This is a genomic window from Pseudochrobactrum sp. AO18b (assembly GCF_000409565.1).
Lineage (GTDB): Bacteria > Pseudomonadota > Alphaproteobacteria > Rhizobiales > Rhizobiaceae > Pseudochrobactrum > Pseudochrobactrum saccharolyticum.
Map to the genome: position 1 here is coordinate 1 of NZ_ANNO01000253.1, position 17,364 is coordinate 17,364.

The window sequence follows — 17,364 nt, forward strand, 5'->3', positions numbered from 1 at the left end:
CCCGGTAGCTCGTCAGGCTCATAACCTGAAGGCCGCAGGTTCAAATCCTGCCCCCGCAACCAATCTTCCCTCAAAACAATTAAAACTACGATCCAGACCCCATTCCAATAGGCGCGTCAATGCATCTTGATGCAGCCCGTTCGAGCTAAAATCGATAATCAATCGATTTTTAACGCTCTCACCTCATCACGCTCATAATCTGAAGGGTGAGGAGGGAAAGCAAGCGATACAATATCAATTGCACGACGAACGGTTCAAATCCTGCCCTCGAAACTAAATCTCCAAAAAATATCAAAAGCTCCGGCAGAAATGCGCGGAGCTTTTCGTATTTACAACATGCAAGAGGAGGGGAGGTGTGGTTGGTTTAGTAGCTGCTTTACCTGCCGTTTAACAGTCATGCCTGATCCTGCGGCATTACAGGCAGATAATCCCTCTTGAGCTGTGAAGGTGAGTGGCTTATGCCTGAGTGCAAAGACACATAAGCGGGAATGAAATTTATGCAAGCCGTTGATAAATCAGCAATTGATACCGTGCTGCTGAGCCTCTCCGAACAATATAAAGGACCGGGAGGCGTCGCTGCAGTTCTCAAAGATGGTGAGGTTATAGCGAAGCAGGTTTGGGGCTATTCTGATCTGGAGAAAAGGGTGCCGATGAGTGCGGCGACCATGATGCCGATCTGCTCCGTCAGCAAAGAATTTACCTGCGCAGCCTTGCTGGGTATCTTTGGTGAAGCCTCTGTTCTTGATGATGCGCTTGCTACCTATTTGCCTGACTTTGAAGGTAAACGCCCTGCAATTGCGGATTTATGTAACAATCAGTCCGGCCTGCGCGATTACTGGGCGCTGACTGTGATCAGTGGTGCTGACCCGGAAGGTGTTTTTACCACAGAGGATGCCCGTCAGCTTCTTGGAAAAATCCGGACAACCCATTTTGAAACCGGTACGCATTATTCCTACAATAACGGGAATTTCCGTTTGTTGTCTTTTTTGATTGAAGAGAAAACCGGCCGTTCATTGGATGAACTTCTGCGCGAGCGTATTTTCCTGCCTGCGGGCATGAAAACTGCCGGACTTTTCCCTGACACATCTGTGACGCCTGGTGATGCAATCGGTTATGAGGGCAATATTGTCTCCGGTTTTACACCGGCAGTGAATAATATTCACTGGAGCGGGGATGCAGGCGTTTGCGCCTCTCTGGATGATATGATTGCGTGGGATCAGTTTATTGATGCAACGCGTGGTGATGAAAACGGTATTTATAACCGTTTGTCCCGTCCGCAATTTTACAGGGACGGTAAACCGGCTTGTTACGGCTATGGCCTTAACCATGTCAATTTTGACAATGTTAAAATTACCGGCCATGGAGGTGCGCTGCGCGGCTGGCGTTGTCAGCGGTTCCATGCGGCTGATGCACGTGTGTCTGTTATTGTGATGTTTAATCATCAGGCCAGCGCCTATGGTGCAGCTGAGCAGTTGATGCGTGCTGCTTTGGGCATTCCTAAAGCAAAAACTGAAGTTCTGCCTGTCGATGCAGGTTGGTATGGAAATTATTTTGATCCGTCCACGAAACTGAGCCTTAGCCTTACTCCGGCTGTCGGTGGGCAGGTTCATGCGCGTTTTGGTACATCACCTGAAATGATGGATATGCAGGCCGATGGCAGTTTGCAATCTTCGGGAATGGTTTTGCAGCGTAAAGGTGATGAGATTGCTCTTCGTCGCGATGGCGAAAACCTCTCCGCAAAATTACATCGTGTTTCCGGAAACGGGCGGCAAGATATTGCCGGACGCTATCATTGTGCAGAAATGGATACTGATTTTGTCTGTGAAATTGCAGGAAGCGCTGTCTATGCAGCATTTGAAGGCTTTTTAGGTAAAGGGCCAATGCAACCGCTTTATGCGATTGCTGAAGATATCTGGCTTTTGCCATGTCAGCGCGGAATGGATGCTCCGGCACCGGGTGACTGGACTGTGGTGGCCGAACGAGATGCGTCCGGTGCGATCTCGGGGCTGACAATCGGCTGCTGGCTTGCCCGCGGCATAATCTATAAAAAAGTCTGATATTGATACCCCGCCGGATTATTCCAGCGGGGTTTTTACTTGTTAATTCTTGATAATATTATGTGTATCACTTTCGGAAGCAATTTTAAAAAAAGCATTGATGAGTGCGCCATTGCTGCGTTCCTGAAGGCAGATCAGCGTTTCATCCATCAGTTCTTCACGCGTATTAATCGAAAGCGGATGCAAGCGGCTGTCATTGCTGAATTCGGCTAATGAAACAAAACCGATACCGGCACCGCCTGCAACAATCTCACGAACGGCCTCGCGTCCTTCTGCCTCAATAGCAGGTTTCAGTACGACATTCTTCTCCAGCGCGAGATCTTCCAGTTTCTGACGCGTTTTCGAGCCTTTTTCACGGAAGACCAGCGGCCATTGCAGCAGTTCTGCGAGGTCAATATTGGAAAAACGGCTGAGCGGATGATCTCTGGCGACAAAGGCGATGATCGGCGAAGAGTTCAGCTTATGGATGAGAAAGTCCCTTGCTTTGGGTACTTCGCCCAGCACGCCGATATCCGCTTCATAGCGATAAAGACTCGAGATAACTTCCTCACTATTGCCGGTTTGCACGCTGATTTGTACCGAGGGATATTTCTCCCGAAAGGCTCCGAGAATACCGAGAATATGGTGTGCTGCATCGGCCATAATACGCAATTTACCAGCACGCAGCACCCGCGATTCTGAAAGGAAATCCAGTGCCTGCTGCTCCACTTCGAATAGCCGGTGCGTGATCTCCAGCAGTTTTACACCAGCATCGGTCAGGCTGACTTGTTTCTTATGACGGTTAAACAGCAGAACATCATATTCCTCTTCCAGCTTGCGCACTTGATCAGAAATAGCAGGCTGTGTCAGGCATAAAGCTTCCGCAGCGCGGGAAAATCCGCCGGAAATTGCCACATAATGAAACGCCCGTAACTGAACATAGCGCATGGATTTCTCCTGATGCCGAGTGTTTTTCTGATTTGAGAGCCAAGCTTAGCACAGCAATTTTTTAGTACAATATGCATCTGTAAAACTTATAGTTTGATTTGAAATAACGATTTTACAAATATTTGTCTTTCCCTAAGGATGAAGCAAATCCGCATTTTGCACAGCATCCGGAGGGACAGGAAATGCAATCAGCCGGTGAAAAACGACCGCAGTCAGAAGCAGATATGCTTCCGCACTGGAAAGCCAATCAGTTTCTGGCACCGGCACTGGGAGAACCCTATTTGCTGACACCGGGACCGCTGACGACAGACTATGCGGTGAAGCAGGCGATGCTGCGAGACTGGGGCTCATGGGACGGTGATTTTCGGGCAATGACAGCCGAAATGCGTGAGCGCTTGCTGCGTGTTGCCGGTGATGACAAGCATGAATTTGATTGTGTGCCGATACAGGGCAGCGGCTCCTTTGCGGTTGAAGCCATGCTCGGGACATTTCTGCCGAAAGACAGCAAAATTCTGGTGCTGATGAACGGTGCTTACGGGCAGCGCATTGTGCAGACACTGAATTATCTGGGGCGTGCTCATAGTAAAATTGACAAGGGAGACTATCTCCCGCCACGTGCGGATGAGGTTGCGCAGGCGCTGGATGCCGATTCGGCAATCACCCATGTGATTGTGGTGCACTGCGAAACCAGTTCCGGCATCCTCAATCCGGTCGCGGAAATCTCAGAAGTTGTTTATGCCAAGGGGCGCAAGCTGCTGGTCGACAGTATGAGCGCTTTCGGCGCGGTTGATCTGAGTGTGAATAAAATCCGCTATGAAGCCATGGTCTCTTCGGCCAATAAATGCATCGAAGGTGTGCCCGGTTTTGGTTTTGTGATTGCCCGCAAAAGCGTGCTGGAAGCCGCTAAAGGCAACAGCCATTCTCTGAGCCTCGACATATATGAGCAATGGGCAACGATGAACAAAACCGGTCAGTGGCGCTATACACCACCGACCCATGTGGTTGCTGCCTTTCTGGTTGCCTTGCGGATGCATGAAGCCGAAGGCGGTGCTGAAGGACGCTTGGCACGCTACACCAATAATCGTGATGTGATGGTGGAGGGGATGCGCCAGCTGGGTTTTGAAACGCTGCTGCGTGACCGCTGGCTGTCGCCGATCATCGTCACTTTCTTCAATCCTGCTCATCCGAAATTCGAGTTTTCCCGCTTCTATGATCTGATGAAGGATAAAGGCTTCATCATCTATCCGGGTAAGCTGACTGTTGTCGACAGTTTCCGTGTCGGCTGCATCGGGCGCATGGACGCCAATATCATGCGGCAGGTCGTTGCCGCTGCCGCAGACAGTCTGACAGAAATGGGCGTGGACACAGCTGCCCCGCCAGCCGCAGCACTGGATGAACGTGCCAAGCTCGCAGCCTGAGTTTTAAATTTAAAACAGCAGGTTAGCGCAATGCCGCCTGCGGAGGATAATGAAGTGAACAAGATGACCAAGGTAACCGTAACCGTGAACGGCCGTGATTATAACTGGCCGAACGTCCCCGCTATCGCGATCTGCCTTGACGGGTGCGAACCGGCTTATCTGGATGAGGCAATTGCTGCGGGGCTGATGCCGACACTGAAACGCATTAAAGAAACCGGCACGGTACGCACAGCGCATAGTGTTATTCCGAGTTTTACCAATCCGAATAATCTTTCCATCGCCACGGGGCGCCCGCCTGCAGTGCACGGCATTTGCGGTAATTATCTCTATGACCGCGAAACCGGTACGGAAGTGATGATGAATGATGTGCGCTTTCTGCGTGCGCCGACCATTTTCAAAGGCTTCTATGATGCCGGTGCGAAAGTCGCGGTTGTGACTGCCAAAGACAAGCTGCGGGCTTTGCTGGGGGCAGGCCTGCAGTTCGGAGATAATCGCGCGATTTGTTTTTCAGCAGAGCGTTCCGATACGACAACGAAAGCGGAAAACGGCATTGATAATGCATCACAATGGCTGGGTATGCCGGTGCCTGAGGTTTATTCCGCAGAGCTTTCAGAATTTGTGTTCGCTGCGGGTGTGAAGCTGCTCAAAACTTTCCGGCCTGATGTGATGTATCTGACCACAACTGACTATGTGCAGCATAAATATGCACCGGGTGTGCCGCAGGCCAATGCGTTTTATGAAATGTTCGACAAATATCTGGCCGAGCTGGATGCTTTGGGCGCAGCCATTGTGGTGACGGCAGATCACGGCATGAAGCCAAAACATAAGGCTGATGGCTCACCGGATGTTGTCTATGTGCAGGATGTGCTCGACGACTGGCTGGGCAAGGATGCCGCGCGGGTTATTCTGCCGATTACAGATCCTTATGTGGTGCATCACGGCGCGCTTGGTTCTTTTGCAACAGCCTATCTGCCGGATGGTACGGATATCGGTGATATTATGAAGCGGCTGGCGGCTATTGAAGGTATTGATGTGGTGCTGAACAATGCTGATGCTGCTGAGCGTTTTGGGCTACCTCAAGACCGTATCGGCGATATTGTTCTGGTGTCATCGGAGAATAAGGCCATCGGCACCAGTGAGCATCGCCATGATCTTGCAGCATTGAATGAGCCTCTGCGCTCGCATGGCGGGCTGACAGAACAGGCCGTGCCTTTCATTGTGAACCGTCAGATGCCGGAATTGCCGGAAGCACCGGTTCTGCGTAATTTTGATGCGTTTTTCTATGCGGTTACAGCTGCGGTAGCTCAGTCGTAAATTGAGGAAAACATTCCCCCGTGCCGGTAAACCGATCTCTGATTTTAAAATCAGAACGGTTTCCGGTGGGGTGAATTGAAGGGAGAGCCTTTGTGGTGAAGCCGGAAACAATCATTAAAACCAGACATGAGCCTATGCGTATCGCCGGTAAAAAGGTCGATGCAGATGCCGTTTTTGATGTGCATTATCCTTACACAAATGCGGTTATCGGTACAGTTCCGGCAGGGCGGGCCGAACATGCCCGCGAGGCTTTCAGGATTGCCGCAGCCTATAAGCCGAAGCTGACACGCTATGAACGGCAGAAAATCCTGCTGCGTACAGCTGAATTGCTGGCGGCGCGCAAAGAGGAAATGGCCGATCTGATTACTTCAGAACTGGGCATCTCCAAGATGGATTCCTATTACGAAGTAGGCCGTGCCTATGACGTATTTACGCTTGCAGGGCAGATGTGCCTGCATGATGACGGTGAGATATTCTCCTGCGATCTGACACCGCACGGCAAAGCCCGCAAGATTTTCACGTTCCGCGAACCATTGCGTGCGATTTCGGCAATCACGCCGTTCAATCATCCGCTGAATATGGTTTCGCATAAAGTGGCACCGGCAATTGCCACTAATAATTGCGTGGTGGTAAAGCCGACCGAACTGACACCGATGACGGCATTGCTGCTGTGCGATATTATGTATGAAGCCGGATTGCCGCCGGAAATGCTGTCGGTGGTGACAGGCCTGCCGAAAGATATCGGTTCGGAAATGATTACCAATCCGGATATTGATCTGATTACCTTTACCGGCGGCGTTCCTGTGGGCAAGATGATTGCTAATACTGCGGGCTATAAACGCACAGTACTGGAGCTCGGCGGTAATGATCCGCTGATTATTCTCAATGATCTGAGTGACGATGATCTGGCAAAAGCGGCTGATCTTGCTGTGGCGGGGGCTACGAAAAACTCCGGCCAGCGCTGCACAGCCGTTAAACGTATCCTGTGTCAGGAAAGCGTGGCCGATCGTTTTGTAGCAATGGTGCTGGAGCGGGCAAAGAAAATACGCTTTGGTGATCCGATGGATCCGAAAACAGAACTCGGTACCGTCGTCCATGAACAGGCTGCCGCACGGTTTGAAAAGCTAGTCTATATGGCAGCCGAGCAGGGGGCAAAAATTCTTTATGATCCGGGTCGTCAGGGCGCTTTGCTGCCACCGATTGTGGTTGACGAAGTACCGCACAGCTCGGAACTGGTGATGCAGGAAACTTTCGGGCCGGTCATTCCGATTATTCGGGCACCGGACGATGATGATGCGCTGATTGCGCTGTCTAACTCGACAGATTTCGGCTTGTCATCCGGTGTCTGCACCAATGATTACCGGCGTATGCAGAAATATATTCGCGGACTCAATGTCGGTACGGTCAATATCTGGGAAGTGCCGGGTTACCGTATCGAGATGTCGCCTTTCGGCGGGATTAAAGATTCCGGCAATGGTTATAAAGAAGGTGTGATTGAAGCGATGAAAAGCTTCACCAATGTCAAAACCTTCTCACTGCCATGGGAGTGAGACGCGGGAGAAGGGCTTAAAACAAGGTTCGCGATACGTAAAATGCAATAAAGTATAACAGGCATACGTATCGCAACCGCCACATTATCTGAAAACCGTTCGGGGAGGCGGCGAGTATGAAACTGGCAGTGCACACAGAGGGCGAGTCCAACCGCTCTGAGGCAAGGCAGCGATGGCAGGCGCAGCAAAACAGTCCTCACATGGAGGAAGTGCTGCGCCGTGATGCGGATGTTTTTCTGCATCAGAGCCTCTCCAGCCCTTGCCTCACAGCGATTGTTAAGGCGCAGGGTATCTGGATTGAAGATGCCAACGGGCGTCGTTTTATGGATTTTCACGGCAACAGCGCCCATCATATCGGCTATGCCCATCCCAAACTGATTGCTGCTGTGAAACAGCAAATGGATGATCTGAGTTTTGCACCACGCCGGTTTACCTGTGAACCGGCGATTGAACTGGCTGAAAAACTGGCAGAAATAGCACCGGGCAATCTGGGCAAAACGCTGTTCACCACCGGCGGGTCAGATGCCATTGAGGTGGCGCTGAAAGTGGCGCGTGCTGCTACAGGACGATTTAAAACCCTGTCTTTCTGGGATGCCTTTCACGGGGCGGGCTTTGGCGCCTCTTCAGTCGGCGGGGAAGCAACATTCCGTTCGGGTATTGCAGGGCCTTTATTGTCCGGTGCAGAGCATGTGCCGCCTTTTGCCTGTTATCGTTGTCATTATAAGCATAAAGGGCCTGAGAGCTGCGGTATTGCCTGCGCGGATATCGTGTCTTTTGTGCTGGAACGCGAGGGTGATATTGCCGCTGTGGTGGCAGAGCCGATGCGCGCCACACCTTATCCGCCGCCGCCCGGTTTCTGGCAAAAAGTGCGCGAGGCCTGTGACCGTCACGGGACTTTGCTGATCTTTGATGAAATTCCGACCGGACTTGGCAAAACGGGCAAGTTTTTTGCGTCCGATCATGATGGCGTGACACCGGATATGATTGTGCTCGGTAAGTCGCTGGGTGGCGGTATGCTGCCGATCGCGGCGGCAATTGTTCGCCGTGATCTGGATGTATGCGGTGATTATGCGATCGGGCATTATACCCATGAGAAAAATCCGGTGACGACGCGCGCCGCGCTCACCACAATTCAGATTATTGAGGAAGAAGGGCTGGTTCAGCGTGCGGCCGAGCTTGGCCAATATGCGATGAACCGTCTTCGGGAGTTGCAATTGCGCTCACCGCATGTGGGAGATGTGCGTGGTCGTGGCTTGCTGTTCGGCGTGGAGCTGGTGCGCGACCGGCATAGCCGTGAGCCGGATAATGCACTGGCTGAGGCGGTTTATTATCGCTGTCTGGAGGGCGGCGTCAGTTTCAAGATCAGTCAGGGCAATGTGCTGACCTTGTCGCCGCCGCTCATCATTACTCAGCAGGAACTTGAACAGGCATTGTCTGTTGTCGAAAGAGCGATATTGGAAGGCGCATAGATTTTTCTGTCCTGAAGAAATGCTCTCTAACCTATAAGTTTTGGAGGGCGATGTATAAAATAAATAGATTTTACTTATTGAACTGCGGTTCGCACTATGAGGAGCCATAAGAGGGAACAGCCTGCAAAAGCAGGTATAAAAATAAGCAATCAGCTATCAAACACATAACAAAAAGCTGATATAACAATGGGGAAATATGAAATGAAAAAGCATCGCGCTTTTATTCTGTCCCTTGCTGCCGGTATTGCTTTGGCATCAAGTGCTTATGCACAAACAGAACTGACTGTTTATACTGCTTTTGAAGCGGTTGATCTGCAACGTTTTGCAGAAGCTTTTAATAAAGATCATCCGGATATTAAAGTGAACTGGGTGCGTGACTCCACAGGGGTTATGACCGCCAAGCTGCTGGCCGAGAAGAACAACCCGAAAGCAGATATTGTCTGGGGTATTGCGGCCACATCGCTGCTGATCCTTAAAAATGAAGGCATGCTAGAACCTTATACGCCGAAAGATGTCGACAAGCTGGATCCGCGTTTTGTGGATAAGGATCGTCCGACCAGCTGGATCGGCCTTGATGCCTATGTGGCCGCGGTCTGTTTCAATACGGTTGAAGCAGAGAAACTTGGCCTGAAACCGCCGGCAAGCTGGAAAGACCTGACCAAGCCTGAATATAAAGGTCATGTGGTCATGCCTAATCCGGCATCGTCCGGCACCGGCTTCCTCGATGTGTCATCCTGGTTGCAGATGTTCGGCGAAAAGGGCGGCTGGGACTATATGGATGCCCTGCATGAGAATATCGCCAATTACACGCATTCCGGCTCCAAACCGTGCAAAATGGCCGGTGCGGGTGAAATACCGATCGGCGTTTCCTTTGAATTCCCTGCCTCTCAGGTAAAGAGTGCCGGTGCGCCGGTGGATATTATTTTCCCTGAAGAAGGCTCCGGCTGGGAGTCCGAGGCCGTGGCGATTATGGCCGGTACAGCGAATATGGATGCCGCCAAAACCCTGATGGATTGGACACTGACACCGAATGCCATGGAAGCGCTCAATAAGAGTTTTGCCGTGGTCGCGTTGCCGGGCATTGCCAAGCCTGTGGAACATATTCCTGCTGATCTCGAAAAGAAGATGATTAAAAATGATCTGGAATGGGCGGCGAATAATCGCAAAGCCATTCTGGAAGAATGGTCGAAACGGTACGATTCAAAATCTGAATCCAAAGGCTGATCGGAACGCTGTCTCATTGAGCGGCAGAATTTCTGTCTTCATAAGGTTTCGGACACAGGCCGGTTCCCGTGTTTTCCGAAGCTGCTCTAACAGACACGCATAATGCGACTGCGAACGCGGGCTTTTCCGCGTTCGTTCAGGGAGTGTGACCATGTCAGTCCAGAGGAATGAATTCGTGAAACATGAAATGGCTACAGATGCTGTTCGTATCGGTCAGCAGGCATATAATGCCGGCGATGCGGCAGCAAACAGACAGGAATATCTCAAGGTTGACGGCCTCTGGAAAGCTTTCGGAGAGTTTTATGCGCTGAAAGACATCAATCTGGAAATCAGAGAAGGCGAATTTATCTGTTTTCTCGGGCCTTCCGGTTGCGGCAAGACCACATTGCTGCGTGCCATTGCAGGGCTGGATCTGCAGACAAGGGGGACGGTTCATCAGGCTTCCAAGGATATTTCCTGCCTGCCGCCTGCCCAACGCGACTACGGGATTGTTTTTCAGTCCTATGCTTTGTTTCCCAATCTGACCATTGAAAAGAATATCGCCTTCGGGCTTGAAAATATGAAGAAATCACGCGCCGAGATTACGCAGCGTGTTGCCGAATTGCTGGAACTGGTGGGACTGGCAGATCAGGCGAAAAAATATCCTTCACAACTTTCCGGCGAACAGCAGCAGCGTATTGCGCTGGCAAGGGCGATAGCGATTTCTCCCGGGCTTTTGTTGCTTGACGAGCCGCTTTCTGCGCTTGATGCCAAAGTGCGTGTTCATCTGCGCCATGAGATTAAAGAATTGCAGCGCAAGCTCGGCGTGACAACAATCATGGTCACCCACGATCAGGAAGAAGCGCTGGCTATGGCTGATCGTATCGTGGTGATGAATAAAGGGACAATCGAACAGGTTGGTACGCCGCTTGATGTTTATCGTCAGCCGAGCAGCCTGTTTGTGGCGGATTTTATCGGAGAGACCAATAAATATCTGGTCACGATCGGGGCGGATGGCACCGCAGTTTCCGGTGATCTGGTTCTGCAATGCAATGAACATAATCTGCCGGAGGGCAGCGAGGCGGTTGCAGTGATCAGGCCGAATGATGTGATCCCTCATGGCCGCGCTGTGGATGCGAGTTCTTCTGCCGGAAACGGGGAAAATCTGATTGAGGTGCAGATTGAAGCCATGGAATTTCTCGGCTCTTTCTGGCGCACGCATATGCGCAGCACCTATTTGCAAAACCAGCAGCTGATTGCAGATTTTTCCATCAATGCCGAACGTCGCCTCGGCCTGACAGAAGGTATGACTATTCTTGTTGAACTGCCGAAAAGCCGTTTGCTGATTTTTGACGGAAAGGGCAGGCGATGAGTGCTGTAAGCGATTATCCTGCCGCTCCGCTTATGCCGGCAGGCAAGGCTGTTCGTCAAAAGGTCAGTTCGGACGACTGGATCAAGCGCGGCATGATGCTGATTATCGGCGCTTACCTGCTGATAACACTGGCGGCGCCGCTTTATGTGATGCTGTCCAAATCTTTTGCCAGTTACCAGTTTCAGCTGGAAAATTATGAGGTGCAGGTTGGTGACGGCAAAGGCAACTGGGCTCCTGCTCAGTCTTTGAGCCAGCTGAATGCTGAACTGAAAACTATTTCATCCGAAGAATTGGCAACCTCCAATAGCGGTCGCTTGTCACCTGTGGCGCTGTTTCCGGAATTCAGCTTTCGCGGGGCTGAACATTATCGCATCCGTGGTTTGACGGATAACAGCCGGTTTCTGATCGGTTCTGCCCCTTATACAGGGCAGGAATGGCAGGAGATGGATTCCAATAATTTCCGCCGTGTCATGCTGATGCCGCATCAAACGACAGGGCTGGATAATTATCGCACTTATTTTTCATCACCGGCGCTGTTTCAGTCGATCAGGAATTCTCTGGTCATTGCGCTGGTCAGCATGGTGCTCACCGTTTCACTGGCTTTTGGTTTTGCCTATGCGCTCAACCGTTCCAAAATGCGCTTCAAAGGCTTTTTCAAGCTGGTGGCGGTGATGCCAATTCTTGTGCCGTCATTGCTGCCGGGGATTGCGCTGATCTATCTGTTCGGTAATCAGGGGATTTTGAAAGAGCTGCTGTTCGGCCTGCCAATTTACGGGCCTCTGGGCATTGTGCTGGGGTCGGTGTTCTTTACTTTTCCCCATGCGCTGATGATTATTTCCACGGCTCTGGCTGTGTCGGATGCCCGTCATTATGAGGCGGCGGATTCCCTGCGGGCAAGCAAATGGCGCACATTCTGGACGGTCACAGTGCCGGGCGCACGCTATGGTTTGATTTCCGCAGCTTTTGTAGTGTTCAATCTGGTTATCACGGATTTCGGTCTGCCAAAGGTTATCGGCGGTCAGTATAATGTGCTGGCGGTGGATATTTATAAGCAGGTTATTGGCCAGCAGAATTTTGAAATCGGTGCGGTTGTTTCCGTGATGCTGCTGTTTCCCGCTGTGATTGCTTTTGCCGTCGACAGAGTTATCCAGCGCAAACAGGTTGCTCTGTTATCTGCACGTGCGGTGCCGTTTGCTCCGAAAAAGAAACCGCTGTTTGACAATCTGTGCCTGCTTTATTGCGCTCTGATAGCTGTTTTTATCACCGGCCTTTTGCTGGTCTGCCAATTAGCGGCCATCGTAAAATTCTGGCCTTATGATCTGAGCCTCAGCCTGCGTAATTTTGAGTTCGGGCGTATGGATGGCGGTGGCTGGAGCTCCTATTATAATTCTATCCAGCTGGCTTTTCTGACGGCGATTATCGGAACAGTTGTCGTGTTTGTCGGTGCCTATGCGGTTGAGAAGACCGAGGGCTTTGCTAAAGGCCGTGCCTTGTTCCAGTTTCTGGCCATGCTGCCAATGGCTGTGCCAGGGATGGTGTTGGGGCTTGCCTATATCTTCTTCTTCAACAATCCGGCTAACCCGCTGAGCACTATTTACGGGACAATGATAATTCTTGTCATCTGTACCGTGACGCATTTTTATACAGTGTCCCATCTGACGGCGCTGACCGCACTGAAACAAATGGATCCGGAATTCGAGTCCGTTTCGGCATCGCTCAAGCAACCATTCTACAAACTATTTGCGCGGGTGACCGTGCCGGTATGTCTGCCGGCCATTCTGGATATTTCAATCTACCTGTTCGTCAATGCGATGACGACAGTATCCGCCGTGGTGTTCCTGTATTCTGCTCATACTACGCTGGCTTCCGTCGCCGTACTGAATATGGATGATGCAGGGGATGTGGCACCCGCTGCCGCTATGGGGATGATGATCTTCTATACCAATGTCGCGGCACGGCTTGTGCATTATGGCTTGTCGCAAATGCTGCTGCGCAAGACGCAGAAATGGCGGGGCACCTGACAGCGATTAAACGGCACCTTCTTCGGGAGGTGCCGTTTATTTATTGTGGCGCTGCTGCCAGAGTTGTTTTGCTTTGGTGTGACAGCCGCTGAAGTCGGGATCATTGTGCAATGTCATCAGGCCGAGCGCCGCTGTTGCTGTGACAACGGTTTCAAGACGCGGGTCAATGGCAGTTCCTGCCCAGATAGCCTGCCAATATTCAAAGGAATCCATGCCGATACGAGGCAGGGCTTCCGGCTCATGCAGTGCTTTTATAATAATATCAGAGCTTTCCGTGCCGCTGAGACTTAAAAGTGTTGCCACACGGAAAGGATAAAACTCCGCTACATCGCGATTGCCGCTGAGAACGGTCAATTGTCGCTGGCTGTTTCCATAAACATTAGTGTCATGCACTTCCGGCAGTTCCTGCAACAGCTTTGCCGTATCTCTGTGCAGTTCCCGATAGGCCGGTCGGGATACACCCAGCAGGCTGGCACGCGCTTGCAACGGATTGAGAAGATGCACACAGTCGCCCACAGGAGAGCGCGCGGCAAATAGCGGATAGAGCGCCATCATGGATGCAAGAGCAGGCGCAAAACCTGTTAATGGCATATAGACAATGTGGCTGTTCTTCAGTGTTTGGCGGGCATCGGCAAGGTTTTGTGCAACAGGGATGCCAAGCGCATGCGCTGCCTGTTCAATCTTACCGCTATTTACACCGCTGCCATTGCTGCCATGCAGCGCGATTTTATATCCGGTCTGAGCGAGCAGTTTGGCGGCCTGTAAAAACCATGGTGCACGCGGGGAGTTGGGGGAGAGATAGGCCGGCCAGTCCAGATCCGCCTGCGGACTGAATGTATCATCCAGCTGATAATATTGGCGTGCAGCCCTGACCATACCTGCCAGTTCCTGAGCGGCTGTTCCGCGATAATGGATCAGGCTGAAAAATGCGCTGGCCTGCATCGGATCAACCTGTTGCTGCAGGATCAGGGAAAAGGCTTCCTCTGCCTCCTCAATCGTCAGCGGGCGGCTGTTTCCGGCACCACGGCCGAGTATGCCTAAAAACCGCGAAAAGCGTAAAACAGGATCATGGCTGCTGCTCAGATCTGCCAGCTGATTGGCGAGTTGTTTGGGGCTGGGTTGCCCGCCGATCAGCGGTGTTCTGAGAGATAAAGGCGGAACGGCGAGCAAAGCCTGTTGCTGCCAGCCGGTTTCCGCCGGTGTCTGCGTTGCCGGTATATCGGAGCTGAGCAGGTTTTCAGCCTCATCCGCAAGAGCACGCAGGCGCAGGCGCAGCATCTCCGCGCGCGGAGAGGGGATCATCCGGCGGCCGGAACGTACTAAAATGGGGTCGTTAAAGGCTTCCCGAATCTGGTTGAGCAGGCGACTCATCGCCGGAGCGCTGAGATTCATGCGCTTGGCAGCCTGTTGCACGCTGCCCTCCACAAGCAATGTATCCAAAGCTATCAACAGCCTTAACTGCCCTAAGCGGGACGCGGGCAAAGCACTGTTTGTGCTGTCTTTGGCTGACTTCTTGTCATCAGGCACAGTCTTTTCACGCATTTAACTGTTCCTTCCGGCTTTGGTGCAGAACAAAGCTTTTTTCAGGCGGTGCGATATCTTCATTGTGCGGAATGCAAAAAGCTGATGTTGGAATAAGTCTGAAACATGGCGATTGACCTGTTACCTTGCCACACATAAGGGGAGTAAATAACTCATATTTGTGGTAGAGGGCAATTGAAATGACAGATATCGGACATTCAAGAGCGGAAATTCAGACAGTTTACGGATCTGAGATGTTAAAACAGGTCAAAATGCGTCGTCTCGCAGCTCTTGCATGCGGCACAATTCTGGCCGGAACAATGCTGTCTTTCGCCCTTCCGGCTCAGGCACAGGCTGTTAAAAAGAAGCCGGTCGCGGCTGAAGCGCAGGCCGAGCAACCAACGGAACAAGTTGCGGATCAGTCCGCTGAGCAGGCTGCAGCTCCGGCAGGTACTGTGCGTCTGGATCAGATCGTTGTCACAGCCACCGGCTTTGAGCAGAATGTTAAAGACGCACCGGCCAGTATTACTGTTGTACCGCGCGAAGAGCTGGAAAAAGGTGCCTTCCGCAACCTGACCGATGCGCTTAACAGCGTGCAGGGTGTCAGCGTGACCGGTATCGCCAATGAGCAGGATATTTATATCCGCGGTTTGCCGGGTGCCTATACGCTTATTCTGGTTGACGGTAAGCGCCAGAGCACCCGCGATGCCCGCACCAATGGTAATGCCGGTTTTGAACAGAGTTTTGTTCCGCCTGCATCGGCCATCGAGCGGATTGAAGTGGTGCGCGGTCCGATGTCTTCGCTCTATGGTTCGGATGCCATGGGTGGCGTTATCAATATTATTACCCGTAAAGTTGATGATGCATGGCATGGTGAGCTGACCCTTGACGGTACTGTGCAGACCAAATCACGCTACGGCAACAGCGGACAGGCTTCCTTCTATGTCAGCGGGCCGCTGGTGCCTGATGTTGTTGGCGTTCAGGCCTGGGGACGCGGGCTCAAGCGCAGTGAGGATAAATTTCTCAATGGTACGCAGGAACAGCGCGACGGTGATCTGGGCGGAAAGCTGACAATTACACCGAATGAAGATCATGACATTTTCATTGAAGGCGGCGTCACCCGCGTGCGTCGTGAAGGCAATGTCGGTGATACAATCGCTTTGACCGGAACAGATACTTATAATTACAATGACCGCAGACATTGGTCGATCAGCCATACCGGCCGCTGGGGCCCGACAACGTCTGATTTCTCGTTCTCGCAGGAATGGGCAGAACGCACCAATTTCAACTGGGATAAAGCCCGCGGTTCCTATGTGGAAAATCTGCGTTCACCGGAAATCCGCAACTCTGTACTCGACGGTAAATTCACCACACCGTTTGAGTTTTACGGCGATCATACGCTGGTCACCGGCGGTCAGTTCATTGATGCACAGCTGACAGATCAGAATCCGGGACGCCGCACCGGTCTTGATGAGACATTCAGCATTCGCCAATGGGCGGTCTTTGCTGAAGATGAGTGGTGGATTACACCGGACTTCTCGCTGACCGGTGGTCTGCGTATGGATGACCACGAAATCTACGGTTCCCATCTCAGCCCGCGTGCCTATGCCGTGTGGCATGCAACGGAGCAGCTGACGCTGAAAGGTGGTATTTCCACGGGCTTTAAAGCACCGGAAATCCGCACGATCGCACCGGGCTATGCTTATACAACCGGCGGCGGCGGCTGTTTCTATGGTCCTGAGGCAAGCCTGCCATCCGGCAAAAACCCTTGCGGCGTGATTATTGGTGATGAAAGTCTGAAAGCAGAAAAGAGCACGAGCTATGAACTGGGTGCCCTGTGGGACAATCAGGACGGTTTGCAGCTTGGCGCGACGTATTTCTACACGGATTTCAAGGACAAGATCTCCAACAAGCAGATGCTTGATGCGAATGGCAAGCCGATCCGCTGGAGCGAAAATACAAATTACGTTCTGTGGAGCAGCTTCAATATCGATAATGCTGTGATGCAGGGTGTGGAACTGACTGCAAACTGGGAAGCGACATCTGACATCCGTTTGCGCGCCAGCTATACCTATACACATTCCCGTCAGAAGGGCGGGGACTATGATGGTCTGCCGCTGACACGTACGCCGGAACATATGGGTAATATCCGCGCGGACTGGATCACACCGGTTGAAGGCCTGTCTGCATGGACCGCTGCCAATTACCATGGCTCGGAAACCAATGCCGGTGCCCGTATCGGCAGCAACGGCAAGCCGGTTTACAAAAACGGCAAGGTCATTGCCCGCAAATATGATGCCTATATGACCTTTGATATCGGTACGAGCTATGAGTTCAGCGAGAATGTTACATTCAATGCGGCACTCTACAATCTGTTCGACAAGCGTATTGAAGAGAGTGATTTCAATGCTTCGGTTGACGGACGCCGTCTCTGGGTCAGCATGACCTCGAAGTTCTGATTGTTCAGCTGTTAAAAATGAAAAGCCCTTGTGTTCTGCACAAGGGGTTTTTT

11 protein-coding genes are annotated in these 17,364 nt (G+C 51.8%); 9 read left to right on the forward strand and 2 right to left on the reverse strand.

The window, feature by feature from the left end:
• The first annotated feature begins 497 nt into the window (after positions 1–497).
• Positions 498–2,057, forward strand: coding sequence for a D-aminopeptidase (locus tag A918_RS0110440; RefSeq protein WP_028233649.1), 1,560 nt, complete (start codon positions 498–500; stop codon positions 2,055–2,057).
• Positions 2,058–2,099: 42 nt separating this feature from the next.
• On the opposite strand, the gene A918_RS20120 is transcribed toward A918_RS0110440, so the two are convergent.
• Entirely contained in the window at positions 2,100–2,984 is an 885-nt protein-coding gene (locus A918_RS20120) for a LysR substrate-binding domain-containing protein (RefSeq protein ID WP_022711012.1), read from the reverse strand.
• Between the two features lie 224 nt (positions 2,985–3,208).
• On the opposite strand from A918_RS20120, the gene A918_RS0110450 reads away from it, so the two are divergent.
• From A918_RS0110450 to A918_RS0110480, 7 genes are all read left to right on the forward strand, one after another.
• Positions 3,209–4,402 carry a 2-aminoethylphosphonate--pyruvate transaminase gene (locus A918_RS0110450; RefSeq protein ID WP_028233650.1) on the forward strand — a complete coding sequence of 398 codons (1,194 nt, stop codon included), beginning with the start codon at positions 3,209–3,211 and terminating at the stop codon, positions 4,400–4,402.
• A gap of 54 nt (positions 4,403–4,456) precedes the next feature.
• Positions 4,457–5,716, forward strand: a complete 1,260-nt coding sequence (gene phnA, locus A918_RS0110455) for a phosphonoacetate hydrolase (protein WP_028233651.1) — start codon at positions 4,457–4,459, stop codon at positions 5,714–5,716.
• Positions 5,717–5,808: 92 nt separating this feature from the next.
• Positions 5,809–7,266, forward strand: a complete 1,458-nt coding sequence (gene phnY, locus A918_RS0110460) for a phosphonoacetaldehyde dehydrogenase (RefSeq protein ID WP_022711015.1) — start codon at positions 5,809–5,811, stop codon at positions 7,264–7,266.
• A 116-nt stretch (positions 7,267–7,382) separates the two neighbouring features.
• Positions 7,383–8,735, forward strand: coding sequence for an aspartate aminotransferase family protein (locus A918_RS0110465; RefSeq protein ID WP_033316041.1), 1,353 nt, complete (start codon positions 7,383–7,385; stop codon positions 8,733–8,735).
• Between the two features lie 201 nt (positions 8,736–8,936).
• Entirely contained in the window at positions 8,937–9,959 is a 1,023-nt protein-coding gene (locus tag A918_RS0110470; protein WP_022711017.1) for a putative 2-aminoethylphosphonate ABC transporter substrate-binding protein, read from the forward strand.
• Positions 9,960–10,146: 187 nt separating this feature from the next.
• Complete coding sequence (locus A918_RS0110475; protein WP_051139027.1) at positions 10,147–11,310, forward strand: putative 2-aminoethylphosphonate ABC transporter ATP-binding protein; 1,164 nt, start codon at positions 10,147–10,149, stop codon at positions 11,308–11,310.
• Complete coding sequence (locus A918_RS0110480; RefSeq protein WP_022711019.1) at positions 11,307–13,331, forward strand: putative 2-aminoethylphosphonate ABC transporter permease subunit; 2,025 nt, start codon at positions 11,307–11,309, stop codon at positions 13,329–13,331. The genes A918_RS0110475 and A918_RS0110480 overlap by 4 nt, the downstream gene beginning before the upstream one ends.
• A 36-nt stretch (positions 13,332–13,367) precedes the next feature.
• On the opposite strand, the gene A918_RS0110485 is transcribed toward A918_RS0110480, so the two are convergent.
• Positions 13,368–14,873 (reverse strand): glycosyl transferase family protein, encoded by a 1,506-nt coding sequence (locus tag A918_RS0110485; protein ID WP_028233654.1) that lies wholly within the window; start codon positions 14,871–14,873, stop codon positions 13,368–13,370.
• 233 nt (positions 14,874–15,106) lie between these two features.
• Here A918_RS0110485 and A918_RS0110490 point away from each other — a divergent pair, with 233 nt between their 5' ends.
• Positions 15,107–17,311 carry a TonB-dependent receptor domain-containing protein gene (locus tag A918_RS0110490; RefSeq protein ID WP_022711020.1) on the forward strand — a complete coding sequence of 735 codons (2,205 nt, stop codon included), beginning with the start codon at positions 15,107–15,109 and terminating at the stop codon, positions 17,309–17,311.
• Positions 17,312–17,364 lie beyond the last annotated feature (53 nt).